This window comes from Chryseobacterium sp. MIQD13, assembly GCF_050496705.1.
GTDB lineage: Bacteria > Bacteroidota > Bacteroidia > Flavobacteriales > Weeksellaceae > Chryseobacterium.
This window is the reverse complement of sequence record NZ_JBNWAF010000001.1, coordinates 695,144-708,050: the sequence shown is the minus strand read 5'-3', so window position 1 is coordinate 708,050 and position 12,907 is coordinate 695,144. Positions and strand designations below refer to the sequence as shown.

At 36.7% G+C, this 12,907-nt stretch carries 9 protein-coding genes; all 9 read left to right on the top strand.

What is annotated here, in order from left to right; genetic code table 11:
• The first annotated feature begins 351 nt into the window (after positions 1 to 351).
• The 9 genes from ACQWU4_RS03375 to ACQWU4_RS03335 all read left to right on the top strand — a co-directional run bounded on the left by ACQWU4_RS03375 (position 352) and on the right by ACQWU4_RS03335 (position 12,770).
• Entirely contained in the window at positions 352 to 2,265 is a 1,914-nt protein-coding gene (locus ACQWU4_RS03375) for a polysaccharide biosynthesis protein (protein ID WP_429934351.1), read from the top strand.
• 314 nt (positions 2,266 to 2,579) lie between these two features.
• Positions 2,580 to 3,290: a polysaccharide biosynthesis/export family protein gene (locus ACQWU4_RS03370; protein ID WP_429934350.1), complete on the top strand. Its 711-nt coding sequence runs from the start codon at positions 2,580 to 2,582 to the stop codon at positions 3,288 to 3,290.
• Between the two features lie 3 nt (positions 3,291 to 3,293).
• Positions 3,294 to 5,630, top strand: a complete 2,337-nt coding sequence (locus tag ACQWU4_RS03365; protein ID WP_429934349.1) for a GumC family protein — start codon at positions 3,294 to 3,296, stop codon at positions 5,628 to 5,630.
• Between the two features lie 2 nt (positions 5,631 to 5,632).
• Entirely contained in the window at positions 5,633 to 6,601 is a 969-nt protein-coding gene (locus tag ACQWU4_RS03360; RefSeq protein WP_429934348.1) for an SDR family oxidoreductase, read from the top strand.
• 21 nt (positions 6,602 to 6,622) lie between these two features.
• Positions 6,623 to 7,912, top strand: a complete 1,290-nt coding sequence (locus ACQWU4_RS03355) for a nucleotide sugar dehydrogenase (RefSeq protein ID WP_429934347.1) — start codon at positions 6,623 to 6,625, stop codon at positions 7,910 to 7,912.
• 388 nt (positions 7,913 to 8,300) lie between these two features.
• Positions 8,301 to 9,413 carry a hypothetical protein gene (locus tag ACQWU4_RS03350; RefSeq protein WP_429934346.1) on the top strand — a complete coding sequence of 371 codons (1,113 nt, stop codon included), beginning with the start codon at positions 8,301 to 8,303 and terminating at the stop codon, positions 9,411 to 9,413.
• On the top strand, positions 9,410 to 10,507 hold the full coding sequence (locus ACQWU4_RS03345; protein WP_429934345.1) for a right-handed parallel beta-helix repeat-containing protein: 1,098 nt from the start codon (positions 9,410 to 9,412) through the stop codon (positions 10,505 to 10,507). The genes ACQWU4_RS03350 and ACQWU4_RS03345 overlap by 4 nt, the downstream gene beginning before the upstream one ends.
• Complete coding sequence (locus ACQWU4_RS03340; protein ID WP_429934344.1) at positions 10,507 to 11,745, top strand: oligosaccharide flippase family protein; 1,239 nt, start codon at positions 10,507 to 10,509, stop codon at positions 11,743 to 11,745. The genes ACQWU4_RS03345 and ACQWU4_RS03340 overlap by 1 nt, the downstream gene beginning before the upstream one ends.
• The gene (locus ACQWU4_RS03335; RefSeq protein WP_429934343.1) at positions 11,742 to 12,770 is read left to right on the top strand and encodes an ATP-grasp domain-containing protein; all 1,029 of its coding nucleotides are present in this window, start codon (positions 11,742 to 11,744) and stop codon (positions 12,768 to 12,770) included. Before ACQWU4_RS03340 ends, ACQWU4_RS03335 begins: the two co-directional genes overlap by 4 nt.
• Positions 12,771 to 12,907 lie beyond the last annotated feature (137 nt).

The following is a 12,907-nucleotide window of genomic DNA, read 5'->3' as shown; positions in this document are numbered from 1 at the left end:
GCTCTTGTTTAAAAGCAAGGGGTCTCTTTTTATTTTTAACTCTCTGTATACAGAATGTTATTTCAAGTCTTATTTTATATTTCGTTTCTGCAGATGAACAGGTTTCCCATTTTTATTTAGGGTTAAATCTTATAATATTTTAAGTGGGCAAATTAAGGTTGGAAAATATTGTGTAGCAATAAGATGTGAGTATTAAAAGGTTAATTATATTGTATTTTTTATAGAATAATTAGTTAAAATTAACACATTGTATTGTGAAATATTATTAATAATTAATTATATTTGTTTGAAATTAAAAACCATCAAGTGCTGAATTAAACGATAAATAATGTTTTTTAGGTCTTCTGTAGTATGGTGAATTTTTTAAAAATCAAAGAGTTAAGGTATATACCTAGATGGTTAGTTTTTTTTATTGATATTGCAATAGTTTCCTTTTCTACCTTAACTACATATTTGCTCTTAAAAAACCTGCATGTAAAAATTAACTTTATTGAGTACTTCGATGAAGACTTTTTGGTGCTTATTGTTGTCAATGTCCTGTTTATGCTATCCTTTAAAACATATGCGGGTATTATAAGGCATTCTACTTTTTTTGACTTTTTTAGGATTTTATGGTCTTCAGGGAGTGTTCTTATTGTATTGCTGGGGCTGAATTTTATATCAGAATCAGCATTAGAAAGATCAATGTATCCATATCCTGCTATTTTCCTGCTTTTTTTTATTTCTATTTTTCTGATGTTCTTTTTCAGAATGATTACCAAACAGTTTTTTAGTGTATTTATAGGTCCTGAAAATAATTTTTCCAAAGTGAGAATTGCTGTTGTCGGGGTAGAAGGTGAATCTGTGTCATTGGCGAATGCGATTATTCACAATCCTGGTCATGCCTATCAGCTGGCTGGTTTTTTTAGTGCCAGGTCAGATTCTAAAAAAGCAATGCTGCTCGGGCGTAAGATTTATAATAAAAAAGAGCTTCTTAAAAATAATCATTTGACCGACCGGTTTGATGCGGTTTTAATCAGGGAAATGATGACCAGATCAGAAATGGAAGGATGGACGGCTTTTGCTCTGGATAAAGGATTGAAAATATTTAAAGCGCCTGATATCAGAAAAATAAAAGAAAGTACTCTTGTGGGAAGTATTCGTCCGCTTCAGATTGAAGATTTGCTGGACCGTGCCCCTATAGAAATAGAGAGTGGGGAGGTAAAAAGCTGTCATTTTAATAAAAGTATTTTGGTGACCGGAGGAGCAGGTTCAATAGGAAGTGAGATTGTAAGGCAGGTTGCCCGGTTGGACTCGTCACTTATTGTGGTTGTAGACCAGGCAGAATCTCCTTTGCATGAGCTGAAGGTTGAGCTGTTGGAGAAATTTCCTGATCAGAACTTCAAATTTGTTCTGGCGGATATTTCAAATCACTACAGGCTTGAAAAATTGTTTGATGAATACCGTTTTTCAATAGTTTATCATGCAGCAGCATACAAGCATGTTCCTTTAATAGAAGATAATCCGCATGAGGCTATCTTCGTAAATATCGGAGGAACTAAAAATTTGGCTTTATTATCCAGGCAGTATAATGTGGATTGTTTTGTCATGGTGTCTACGGATAAGGCTGTAAATCCCACCAATGTAATGGGAGCTTCCAAGAGGGCAGCTGAACTTTTTGTACAGTCACTGCAAAACTGTCCTGACAATACTACAAAATTTATTACAACACGCTTTGGGAATGTGTTGGGTTCCAATGGTTCCGTAATTCCGCATTTCAAAAGACAGATTGAAAAAGGAGGCCCGGTTACGATTACCCATCCTGATATCATCCGCTACTTTATGACGATTCCTGAAGCCTGCGAGCTGGTTCTTCAGGCGGGCACGATGGGACAGGGAGGTGAAATTTATGTTTTTGATATGGGTAAACCTATTAAAATCCTGGACCTGGCAAAAAGAATGATAAAACTGTCAGGATATACGCCTGATGTTGATGTTAAAATTGATTTTATCGGTTTAAGACCCGGTGAAAAACTGTATGAAGAGCTTTTGACTGATAATTCCACAACTATTCCTACGCATCATGAGAAAATACTGATATCAAGGGATCCGGTGATGGAATTTGAAGACATTGAAATTTTATGTAAACAGATTATGCGGGCGGCGATAAAGAAAGACAGTTTACAGGTCGTTAAGATTTTAAAGATTATTGTGCCGGAATTTAAAAGTAATAATTCGGAATTTGAAATTCTGGATAAAATACCGGAACATGAAGTGTGTCAGTAACATAGTTTTAATTATGTGAAAAATTATTTAAAAATAAATAAATATTTTTATCAATTTACTTCAATCGGAACGAAAATTGCTTCGAAAAGAATTAATCTTAGAATAATATAACGTATTAAGAAAATTTCACGAAAATGTGAAAATCTAAATAAAGCATAAAAACATACGTAGTACGCTCCTGTATAATGAATATTCTAAAAAAATGAGCGTAACACCACTAGATTAAGAAACATATGAAGAGAACTATTATTACGTATTTAATCCTGTTATCGGTTACTTTATTGTCATGTAAGCCGAAACAGAATATGGTATACATGTCAAAGCACAATATGGAGGAGGAAGTTACCAAAGCAAAATTTGAGGGATTGCATATTCAGGAAGGTGATGTTCTTCTCATTCTTGTTTCTGCTCTTGATGAAATTGCTGTAAAGCCTTTCAACCTTAATACAACCAATAAGGTGGGAAGTGATACCAATACCGGAATAAATCAGTATGTACAGCCAAGCGAATATCTGGTAAATGAAGAAGGCTATATAAATTTTCCCGTATTAGGAAATGTTTTTGCTAAAGGGATGACTCAGGTTCAGCTGAAACAGGACCTGGAATCCCGTCTGAAAAGATACCTTACAGATCCTATGGTGTCAATCACTCTGAAAAACTTCAATGTAAATATTCTGGGTGAAGTGAAAGACCCCGGACAGAAACAGAGTGTTTCGCAAAAGATTAATGTTTTTCAGGCACTTGGCCTTGCGGGCGATATGACAGATTATGGAGACCGTACGAATGTAAAACTTATCCGTACTGGAGATGATGGAACAGACCAGGTTGTTAATATTGACCTGACGAGATCCGATATTGTAAGCTCGCCGTACTATTATATGAAGCAAAACGACATATTGTATGTACAGCCTGATAAAAACAAGCAGGTTCTGGCTAATACGAACCCGAACAGAGCTCTTACATTCCAGATTATTGGAGCATTGCTAACGGCAGGGACACTTATTATTGCTTTAACACGAAGATAAAATATGCAGCAGACAGAATTTCAGGCAAAGGAGGAAAAATTAAATTTAAGGAAAGCCATTTCTAAATACCTCTATAAATGGCCGTGGTTTATTGCCTCTGTTTTAATCTTTGTATCATGTGCCTATATTTATCTTAGGTACAGTGTTCCTAAATACCAATCCAAAACGACCCTTAAATTTGATAAAAAGCAGAACGATCTTTCTTCAGCTTTAGCCGATCTTGATAATCTCGGGATAGGTCTGGGGAATGCAGATGAATTAAAAAGTGAAGCTGCAGTAGTGAATTCACGGCCTATACTCATGCAGGTGGTGAACAATCTCAACCTTAATGTAGAATACTACAGTGCAGGAGAAATTAAAGACTCACAGCTTTTTACGAAAGTGCCTATTACCGCAAAGATATTAACTTATACCAAAGAAAAATTTGTATCCTCTGCATATAGCATCACTGAAATAAAAGGTGACCAGTTTACCCTTCACAGCGAGAAAAAGAAGGATGTTACGGGAAGATTTAATATTCCTGTACAGTTGGATTTTGGAACTGTAGTGCTTCAGAGGAATTTTGCAATTCCTGCCAAATCAGAGTATAAAATTATTTTCTGGAACCCGATTGAGAAGGTAAAAAAACTGGAAAAAACAATTCAGGTAAATTTGCCGGATGAAAAAGCTATGTTGATGGATATCAGTCTGATAGGGTCTCTTCCTGAAAAATCAGAAGCCATTCTGAATGAGGTGACCAAACAGTATAATCTGGATGGCCAGAGAGATAAAAACTTACAGGCACAGAATACCCAGGAATTTATTGATAAAAGGCTCGAAGTTATCACCAAGGATCTTTCCGGAGTTGAAAACCAGAAAGAAGATTTCCAAAACCGTAACCGTATTGTAGATTTACAGGCACAGGCGGAACTGGCGCTGCAAAATACAAGCGAAAATACCAAAGTCCTTCTTCAGCAGCAGGCTCAGCTGGACCTTCTGAATTCCCTTTCATCGGAAGCTTCAAAAGGTAACAATCAGCTTATGCCTTCTAATTTAGGGCTTAATCCTTCGCTGGAGCAGACTATTTCTCAGTATAATCTGCTAGTCATCAGCAGAAATAAGACCCTGAAGCAGGCAACCAATGAAAACCCAGCTGTCATAGAAATGAACCGCGAAATTGCCTCTTTGAAAGATGTGATCCGTGACAATATCCGTGAGCAGAAGCAAACGGTACAGACAGGTATTTCTCAATTGCAAAACCAAATTACAACCAATAATAATGTTATCGAAAAGGTTCCCGGACAATCTAAAGTGTACAGGGGAATTGAACGCCAGCAGAACCTTAAGGAACAGCTTTTCCTGTTTCTTCTTCAGAAAAGAGAAGAAAATGCAATCAACCTGTCTGTAGATGTTCCGAAGGCTAAAATTGTAAATCCTGCATTTACAGAAGATACCCCGGTATCTCCTAAGAAAGATATTATTCTTCCCGGAGCATTTTTCCTTGGAATTTTGATTCCTTTTGCCATTTTCTATCTGTTGTTCCTTTTAGATGATAAGATTTACAGCAGGGACGATATTAAGGAACGTTCAAGACTAGGAGTGCTGGTTGATATACCGTCACTTAAAGATAACGAAAACCATCTGGTACAGAAAAACGACTTCTCTGAGCTTGCAGAAGCATTCAGGGTACTTGTCTCCAACCTGAAATTTGTTTTGCCGGCAAAAGAATCCGCCAAAGTAATCATGGTGACTTCTTCTGTGAAAGGAGAAGGAAAGACCCTGGTGTCCGTTAACCTTGCTCTTACCATAGCCAATAAAAACGGAAGGGCTCTTCTTATCGGTTCGGATATCCGTAATCCCCAGATCCAGAGATACGACAGCGAACCTGTAAAGCGAAAAGGTCTTACAGAATTTTTATATGATGACTCGGTAAATGTGGAAGATCTGATCCATACATCAACAACCAATCCTTTCTGTGATGTCATTTATGCAGGAGCAATTCCTCCCAATCCTCAGGAACTGCTTTCTAACGGAAGATATCAGAAGCTTATTGAGCAGATGTCTTCTAAGTATGCCTATATCATTATTGACTCCGCACCGCTTATGCTTGTTTCAGATACATTGAGTATTGCTGATGCTGCTGATGCAACGTTGTACGTGGTAAGATCCGGGGTATCAAAGAATATACTGATAGATTTTGCCAACGATCTGGTAAGAGATTCTAAACTGAGCAATGTGTCCTTTGTTATTAACGATGTTTCAAAACGTGCAGGAGGGTATGGATATAACTACAGCTATGGGTACGGCTACAGCCAGACCAAGGATAAGAAAAGCTGGTGGACGAAAATTTTTAAATCATAGAAATGCATAAAATTTTAATTACAGGCGGAGCGGGTTTTATTGGCTCAAACCTGACGGAGTATTTTTTGAATAAAGGCTATTATGTGGTATGCCTTGATAATTTTGCAACGGGACACCGCCATAATATCGCACCTTTCCTTGAAAATCCGAATTATAAACTTATTGAAGGTGATATACGTGATTTGGAAGTTTGCCAGAAGGCAGTGGAAAATGTAGATTATATATTGCATCAGGCTGCATTGGGGTCTGTTCCGAGATCAATTAAAGATCCCATTACAAGTAACGATGTGAATGTTTCAGGCTTCTTGAATATGCTGATTGCTGCACGTGATGCAAAAGTAAAACGTTTTGTATATGCTGCATCATCATCCACTTATGGAGATTCTGCTTCATTGCCAAAGGTGGAAGACGTGATCGGAAAACCATTATCACCATACGCTATTACCAAATATGTAAACGAATTATATGCCGATGTATTCGGAAAAACATACGGAATACAGTGTATCGGCCTAAGATACTTCAATGTATTCGGACGCAGACAGGATCCTAATGGAGCTTATGCGGCTGTGATTCCTTTATTTGTAAAACAGTTGATCAATCATGAATCACCTACAATCAATGGTACGGGAGATTATTCACGTGATTTTACTTACATCGACAATGTGATTCAGATGAATGAGCTGGCGATGCTTACTGAAAACCCTGAAGCGGTGAATACAGTTTACAATACAGCAGTTGGCGACCGTACAACATTGAATGACCTTGTAGGGTATCTTAAACAATACCTAAGCGAATTCGATGAAAAAATTGCTGACATTGATGTTATATACGGTCCGAACCGTGTAGGCGATATTCCGCATTCTCTGGCATCAGTGGAAAAAGCAGAAAAATTATTGGGATACCAGCCTTCCCATACCATAGACAAGGGGTTAAAAGAGGCTATCAGCTGGTATTGGGAAAATTTAAAATAAACAAGTATAAAACGAGTTTTTGTGGAAAAACAATATAAAATAGCCGTTATCGGACTAGGATACGTGGGTCTGCCTCTGGCACGATTATTTGCAACCAATTACCCGGTTGTAGGGTTCGATATCAATCAGGGAAGGATTGAGGAATTAAATAAGGGAGTTGATAATACGCTTGAAGTAGAAGATGAAGTATTAAAAGCTGTATTAAAACAGGAAAATCCTTTTAATCAGATCGAAAAAGGACTGTTCTGCTCGGCGGATATCAAGGATATTCAGGATGCGAACATTTACATTATTACCGTTCCGACTCCGGTTGACAAACATAACCGTCCTGATCTGACGCCATTATACAAATCTTCCGAAACAGTAGGTAAAGTATTGTCTGAAGGAGATATTGTAGTTTATGAGTCTACAGTATATCCGGGAGTTACGGAAGAAGAATGTGTGCCTGTTCTGGAAAAGGTTTCAGGATTGAAATTTAATCAGGATTTCTTTGCAGGATATTCTCCGGAACGTATCAATCCGGGAGATAAGGAGCATACGGTAGAGAAAATTCTTAAAGTTACTTCAGGTTCTACGCCTGAAATAGGAGAGGTGGTAGATGCTTTATATAAATCTGTAATCGTTGCCGGAACTCATCTGGCCCCGACTATTAAAATTGCAGAAGCTGCCAAAGTTATTGAAAACTCACAGAGAGATATCAATATAGCCTTTGTGAACGAACTGGCGAAAATTTTCAACCTTTTGGAGATTGATACTCATGCCGTTTTGAAAGCGGCAGGAACAAAATGGAACTTTTTACCATTCAAACCAGGGTTGGTAGGAGGACACTGTATTGGAGTTGACCCTTATTACCTGGCACAAAAAGCGCAGGAAAACGGGTATCATCCTGAGATCATATTGGCTGGACGCCGCCTGAACGATTCCATGGGGCAGTATGTGGCTTCCCAGCTGGTAAAAACGATGATTAAGAAGAAGATCACCATCAATGGAGCCAGAGTTTTGAATCTGGGAATTACATTTAAAGAAAACTGTCCGGATGTACGTAATACTAAAGCTGTAGACGTGATTCACGGGCTTGAAGACTATGCACTGCATGTAACGACTTTTGATCCGTGGGCCAAGCCTGAAGAAGTGCAGCATGAATATAGCCTTAATGTGGTTAATGAGATTCCGGATGAAAAGTTTGATGCTATTATCCTTACCGTTGCCCACAACGAATTTATGGGAATAGATCTGAATAACTACTTGAAGGAAGATGGGATCATCTACGATGTAAAGGGAGTTCTGGAAGAATGTGATTCCAGGTTATAATAAAAATTAAGCCGGGAGAAGAGATATACCTTGTTTTTTCTCTTGGCTTTTTCCGATTTATTCGGAAGGCTAGAATTGTTGTACCGTATCAATATTTATTTAAAAAGAAGTAAGCAGCCTGTTGAGCATGGGAGTAAATAAATCATATAAATTAGTTTTATTCACTTTAAGTTTTCTGTTTTTCTGTATAGGTTTTTTTATCTATGGGAAAATCAGTAATACTTCCTACCAGGATGTTTATTTTCTACCGATAGGTTTGGGCTTTTTTACCTTATTTATTTCAAACATATTTATAAAGCTTAAATCTTATTTTATTTTTTGGGTCATAACCATTCAGCAGATTATACGCTATGTGGTTATTCCTTTTCTCTTTATAACCGGTGACAAATTGAAATTCGGCAGTACCACTGTGAATGAAGCTTATGCGGTTTCGATGATGCTTATTGAGCTGCTGTTTATACTGATTGCCTATCATATCTGTACCTTTTCAAAAGAGGAAAAACCAAAGAAAGGGAAACTGGACTTTCTGCCCTTGAATACTGTTACTACCGGATTGTTTTTCCTGTTCATCCTGATTATTGCAACGAACAGAAGTTTCCTGCACAAATTAAGTTTTGTATGGGATATTGCCACTTATTTGAAGCTTAAAATATCCGGGGATCTTGAAAATGTTTCCCCGCTGGTGAGTATTATGTTCCCTGTGATGAGGGCGTATATTGTTCTTTTTATCTTTTCATTAATTAACTCATTCAAATTGAAGCAAGGGACAAAACTGATGCTTTCGATATTGGTTGTGCTGATAAACGCGACCATCATTGTAGGTATAAGCCGTTTCAGTATCGTTTATGCCTCTTTTCCTTTAATCCTTCTGCTAATTTATTTTTATCCGGCATACAGGAAAAAAGTAGTCACTTATACCTCTGTTTTCTTTGGACTGATTTTAATGGTGGCTTCACTCGCCAAGTTTTCCGGAAATACAAAAAATGCAGATGTAGGTGGTTTTTTCACACTTCACCAATTGAATGCTTATTTCGGAGGAGTAGCCAATTATGCGATCGGGTATGATTCCTATGAAAAGAATATGGTCAATCCTTTTGATAAGTATTATTATTTTATTTCCGATATCACACAAAATATACCTGTACTGTCTAAATTTTCAAATGACAATTATAAGACAAACATTAAATTCAACAATCATATTTATGGGGCCGGGCGTTCCAGGGATCAGATTGTTCCGGTTTCTGTAGCCGGATTATACCACTTTTCAAAATACTTTTTTTATATCTATATATTTGTCTTAACTGTCTTGGCCTTTAGATTTGAAACCAAAGCTTATACCGCAAATTCCCCTGTTTTATTTTTTTTATATATCATTTTAGCTTTTGGCTGTTCAACATCAATGATGATTAATATCGGTTCCCTTTCCGCTACATTATTTATCAACCTGGTTGTGTTTATACCATTCTTTACAATGATTAACAAATTAAATCTGGCAAAATGAAAAAGCTGATATTATTATTTTTCGTATCCATATATTTTTTGGGAAGCTGTCAATATTATGTTAAAGACCGTTTTTCAGGATATGAGGCTGTAAAAAGTCAATATTTTCAGAAAGCAAAGGATATTACTGTCTATCTGCCGAAAGGGTATTCCAAAAACGGAGATACAGATTATACCTCTTATATTCAGAAAGGATTCAATGAGAATTCTGCCCTTATAATGCCTGATTTTCCTGTTCTTATCAATGAAAACGGGCTTGCCTTGAAATCCAATCAGAAGGTTCTTTTTCAAAAGAATTCAAAGCTGATTATGAAACCGAATGGCAAGGACCGCAACGGGATGCTTAATTTATTCAATATTCAAAATGTAGATATTTACTATCCCAATATTACCGGAGACAAGCACAAGCACTTGTCGGCTACCGGAGAATGGGGAATGGGAATTTATATCCTATCGTCTGCTAACATCAATATCATCGGTTCTTATATCGAAAGCTGCTGGGGAGACGGAATTTGCATAGGCAGCAGAAATAATATCAATTCTTCAGATATAACGATTAAGAATGTCATTTTAAAAGATAACCGCAGAAATGGATTAACCATTGGAGGAGTCGTTAATCTGCTGCTGGAAAATGCCTACATCGCCAATACGTCGGGAACCAATCCTCAGGCCGGAATAGATATTGAACCGGACAGCAATTCTTACGAAGTAAAAAATGTAAAACTTAACAATATCGAAACTGAAAATAATGGTAATTACGGAATCATCATTTCTCCCGGAAATATGGTAGGTAAAAACCAAAAAGCAATTTCAGTGGCGATCAACAATTTTAAAGATAACGGATCTAAGATCGGTTTAGGCATGGCTATGACCAGAGATAAGCCTAATGCAGGATTTCCTCAGCTGAACGGAAATATAAGTGTGAGCAACTTCTCTTCACAAAACAATGCAACGGCGAAATTCAGATCATTTAAAGGAGCTTCACATCAGGTGAATGTGAAAATGGATTTTGGGAAACTGGGTGCAACTTCCAGAAATGCTACCAGCTATGGTCAGAAGTTTAAAAATAATGACGAAACGATTACCTTAAAATAATGGTTAACAGGATAAAAAAGATTTTTAACACTAAAGATAAAAAGGCGCTGTTGGAAAACTTCGTTTCATTATCTGCACTGCAGTTAGTAGGAATGTTGCTGCCGTTGATTACTCTGCCATACATTTTAAGGGTAATAGGCTTTGAAAAATACGGAGTTGTTGTCTTTTCCGCATCACTGATAGCTTATTTTACAGCTTTAACGGATTTCAGTTTCAGAATTACGGCTACCCGCGATGTGGCAATTCATAGGGATAGTCCTAAAAAACTGAATATTATCTACAGTAAAGTTTTAACCATTAAAACACTTTTCCTGATACTGTCCTGGTTAATTATTGCTATAGCGGTCTATGTATATCCTCCGTTTTATGAAAACAGGGAGATTTATTTTTATACGAGTTTGCTTTTATTGGGCTACGTCTTATTCCCTGAATGGTTTTTCCAGGGTATTGAAAAAATGCGCTATATCACTTATCTGAACTTAGGGATTAAGCTGTTTTTTACTCTTTGTGTTTTTATTTTCATTAAAAAAGAAAGTGATTTCTGGATTTACCCTTTACTGCAAAGTGCAGGGTATATAGGAGCGGGCTTAGTGGGACAATGTGTACTGGTAAAGAAGTATAAATTGAAATTCATTTTTCTGCCTTATAAACTGATCATTAAAACAATAAAGGTTAATTCACCAATCTTCATCAACCAGTTTGTTCCTAACCTGTATAACAATACCAGTACTTTCCTGCTGGGAATACTGGGAACACCGAAGTTGGTTGGAATTTATCAGGCTATTTTAACAATAGTAAACCTGATTGTAACCCTGATCGAAATTCTTTCCCGTGTATTTTTCCCTTTCCTCAACCGGAAAAAAGATGCATTCCAGTGGTATAAAAATATGATGCTGATCACCATAAGTGTAATGATAGCCGGAGTGCTGGTATTTAATAAATTGATCTTCTGGTATTTGAATGTGAATTACGAAAATGCCTTCTGGATCTTATTGATATTAGCCGTAGGACTCTTTGGGTATACACTGTACAATATTTTCGGGCTTAATTATTTTATTGTGCACCGTCAGGACAAGTTAGTTATGAAGAATACCTTATTTGCTTCTATTCTGGGATTTATTTTGGCCTATCCCCTGATTCATTTTTATTCAGTGTTGGGGGCTGCTATTAATTTATCACTGGCAAGATGCGTGATGGGGGGAGGATTATTTTATAAATTTTTTAGAACGAAGAAATGAAGATAGCAATACATCACCGTAAAGGCAGCTTTTCTGATCGCTGGATCGAATATCTGGAGGAAAAAAATATTCCTTATGTGTTATTAAATGCTTTTGATAACGATATTATCAGTCAGATAAAAGCAAATGAGATAACCCATTTTATGTGGCATTTCAATCAGAATTATTATGAAGATATGCTGCATGCAAGAACTTTGTTCAGGTCAATCAGCCAGATCGGTATAAAAACATTTCCCAGTGAAGATACCTATTGGCATTTTGACGATAAAGTAGCACAGAAATACCTATTGGAAGCATTGGAAGTTCCGCTGGTAAAGGCTGATGTCTTCTATCATCAGAAAGAAGCTGAAGAATATATAGAAAAGACAACATTCCCGAAAGTCTTTAAACTGAAAGGCGGCGCCGGGTCTATTAATGTAAAGCTCATCAGAACCAAAAGTCAGGCAAGAAAAATAGTCAGCCAGGCATTTGGACGCGGATTTGATGCTTTTGATTCATGGACGGTTTTCACGGATACCATCGAAAGATTCTGGAGACAGAAAACTACACATAATTTCCTTAGAGTTCTGAAATGGGGATTTAAAGGCATTTTTGTAGATAAACAATACAGGGTTTTTCCAAAACAGAGAAACTACGTCTATTTTCAGGAGTTTATTCCTAATCTGACCTATGATATAAGGCTTATCGTTATTGGTGAAAAGTGTTATTATCTGAAAAGAAATACGAGAGATAATGATTTCAGGGCTTCCGGCAGTGGAATGCTGGAATTCGCGCCCGGGAAGTTTAATCTGGAAGCAGTGGATATTGCTTTTAAAACAGCCCGAAAATTAAAAATGGTATGTGTTGCGTACGATTTTATTTTTGATGCAAAGGATCAGCCTTTGATTGTGGAGATAAGTTACGGGTTTCAGCCTTATGTTTATGACCGTTGTTTGGGATTTTATGATAAATCACTGAACTGGAATGAATCTAAGGTGAATCTGGAATATGAAATTGTCCATAGTTTTTTAAATGAATTGTCATAAATCCAGCTTTTTTAAGATAATTATAATTTTTCCCTCAAGTTATTAAAAATAAACTTATTTTCATGTATTTGTGATATATTATTTTTTGTATATTTGTTTTATGTAGTGAAAAATTCATTAATAATGCAATTATTATA

Excerpts from the sequence above, each read along its gene's own strand:
- ACQWU4_RS03375 (WP_429934351.1), top strand. The coding sequence starts at position 352 with ATGGTGAATTTTTTAAAAATCAAAGAGTTAAGGTATATACCTAGATGG.
- ACQWU4_RS03370 (WP_429934350.1), top strand. The coding sequence starts at position 2,580 with ATGTCAAAGCACAATATGGAGGAGGAAGTTACCAAAGCAAAATTTGAG.
- ACQWU4_RS03365 (WP_429934349.1), top strand. The coding sequence starts at position 3,294 with ATGCAGCAGACAGAATTTCAGGCAAAGGAGGAAAAATTAAATTTAAGG.
- ACQWU4_RS03360 (WP_429934348.1), top strand. The coding sequence starts at position 5,633 with ATGCATAAAATTTTAATTACAGGCGGAGCGGGTTTTATTGGCTCAAAC.
- ACQWU4_RS03345 (WP_429934345.1), top strand. The coding sequence starts at position 9,410 with ATGAAAAAGCTGATATTATTATTTTTCGTATCCATATATTTTTTGGGA.
- ACQWU4_RS03340 (WP_429934344.1), top strand. The coding sequence starts at position 10,507 with ATGGTTAACAGGATAAAAAAGATTTTTAACACTAAAGATAAAAAGGCG.
- ACQWU4_RS03335 (WP_429934343.1), top strand. The coding sequence starts at position 11,742 with ATGAAGATAGCAATACATCACCGTAAAGGCAGCTTTTCTGATCGCTGG.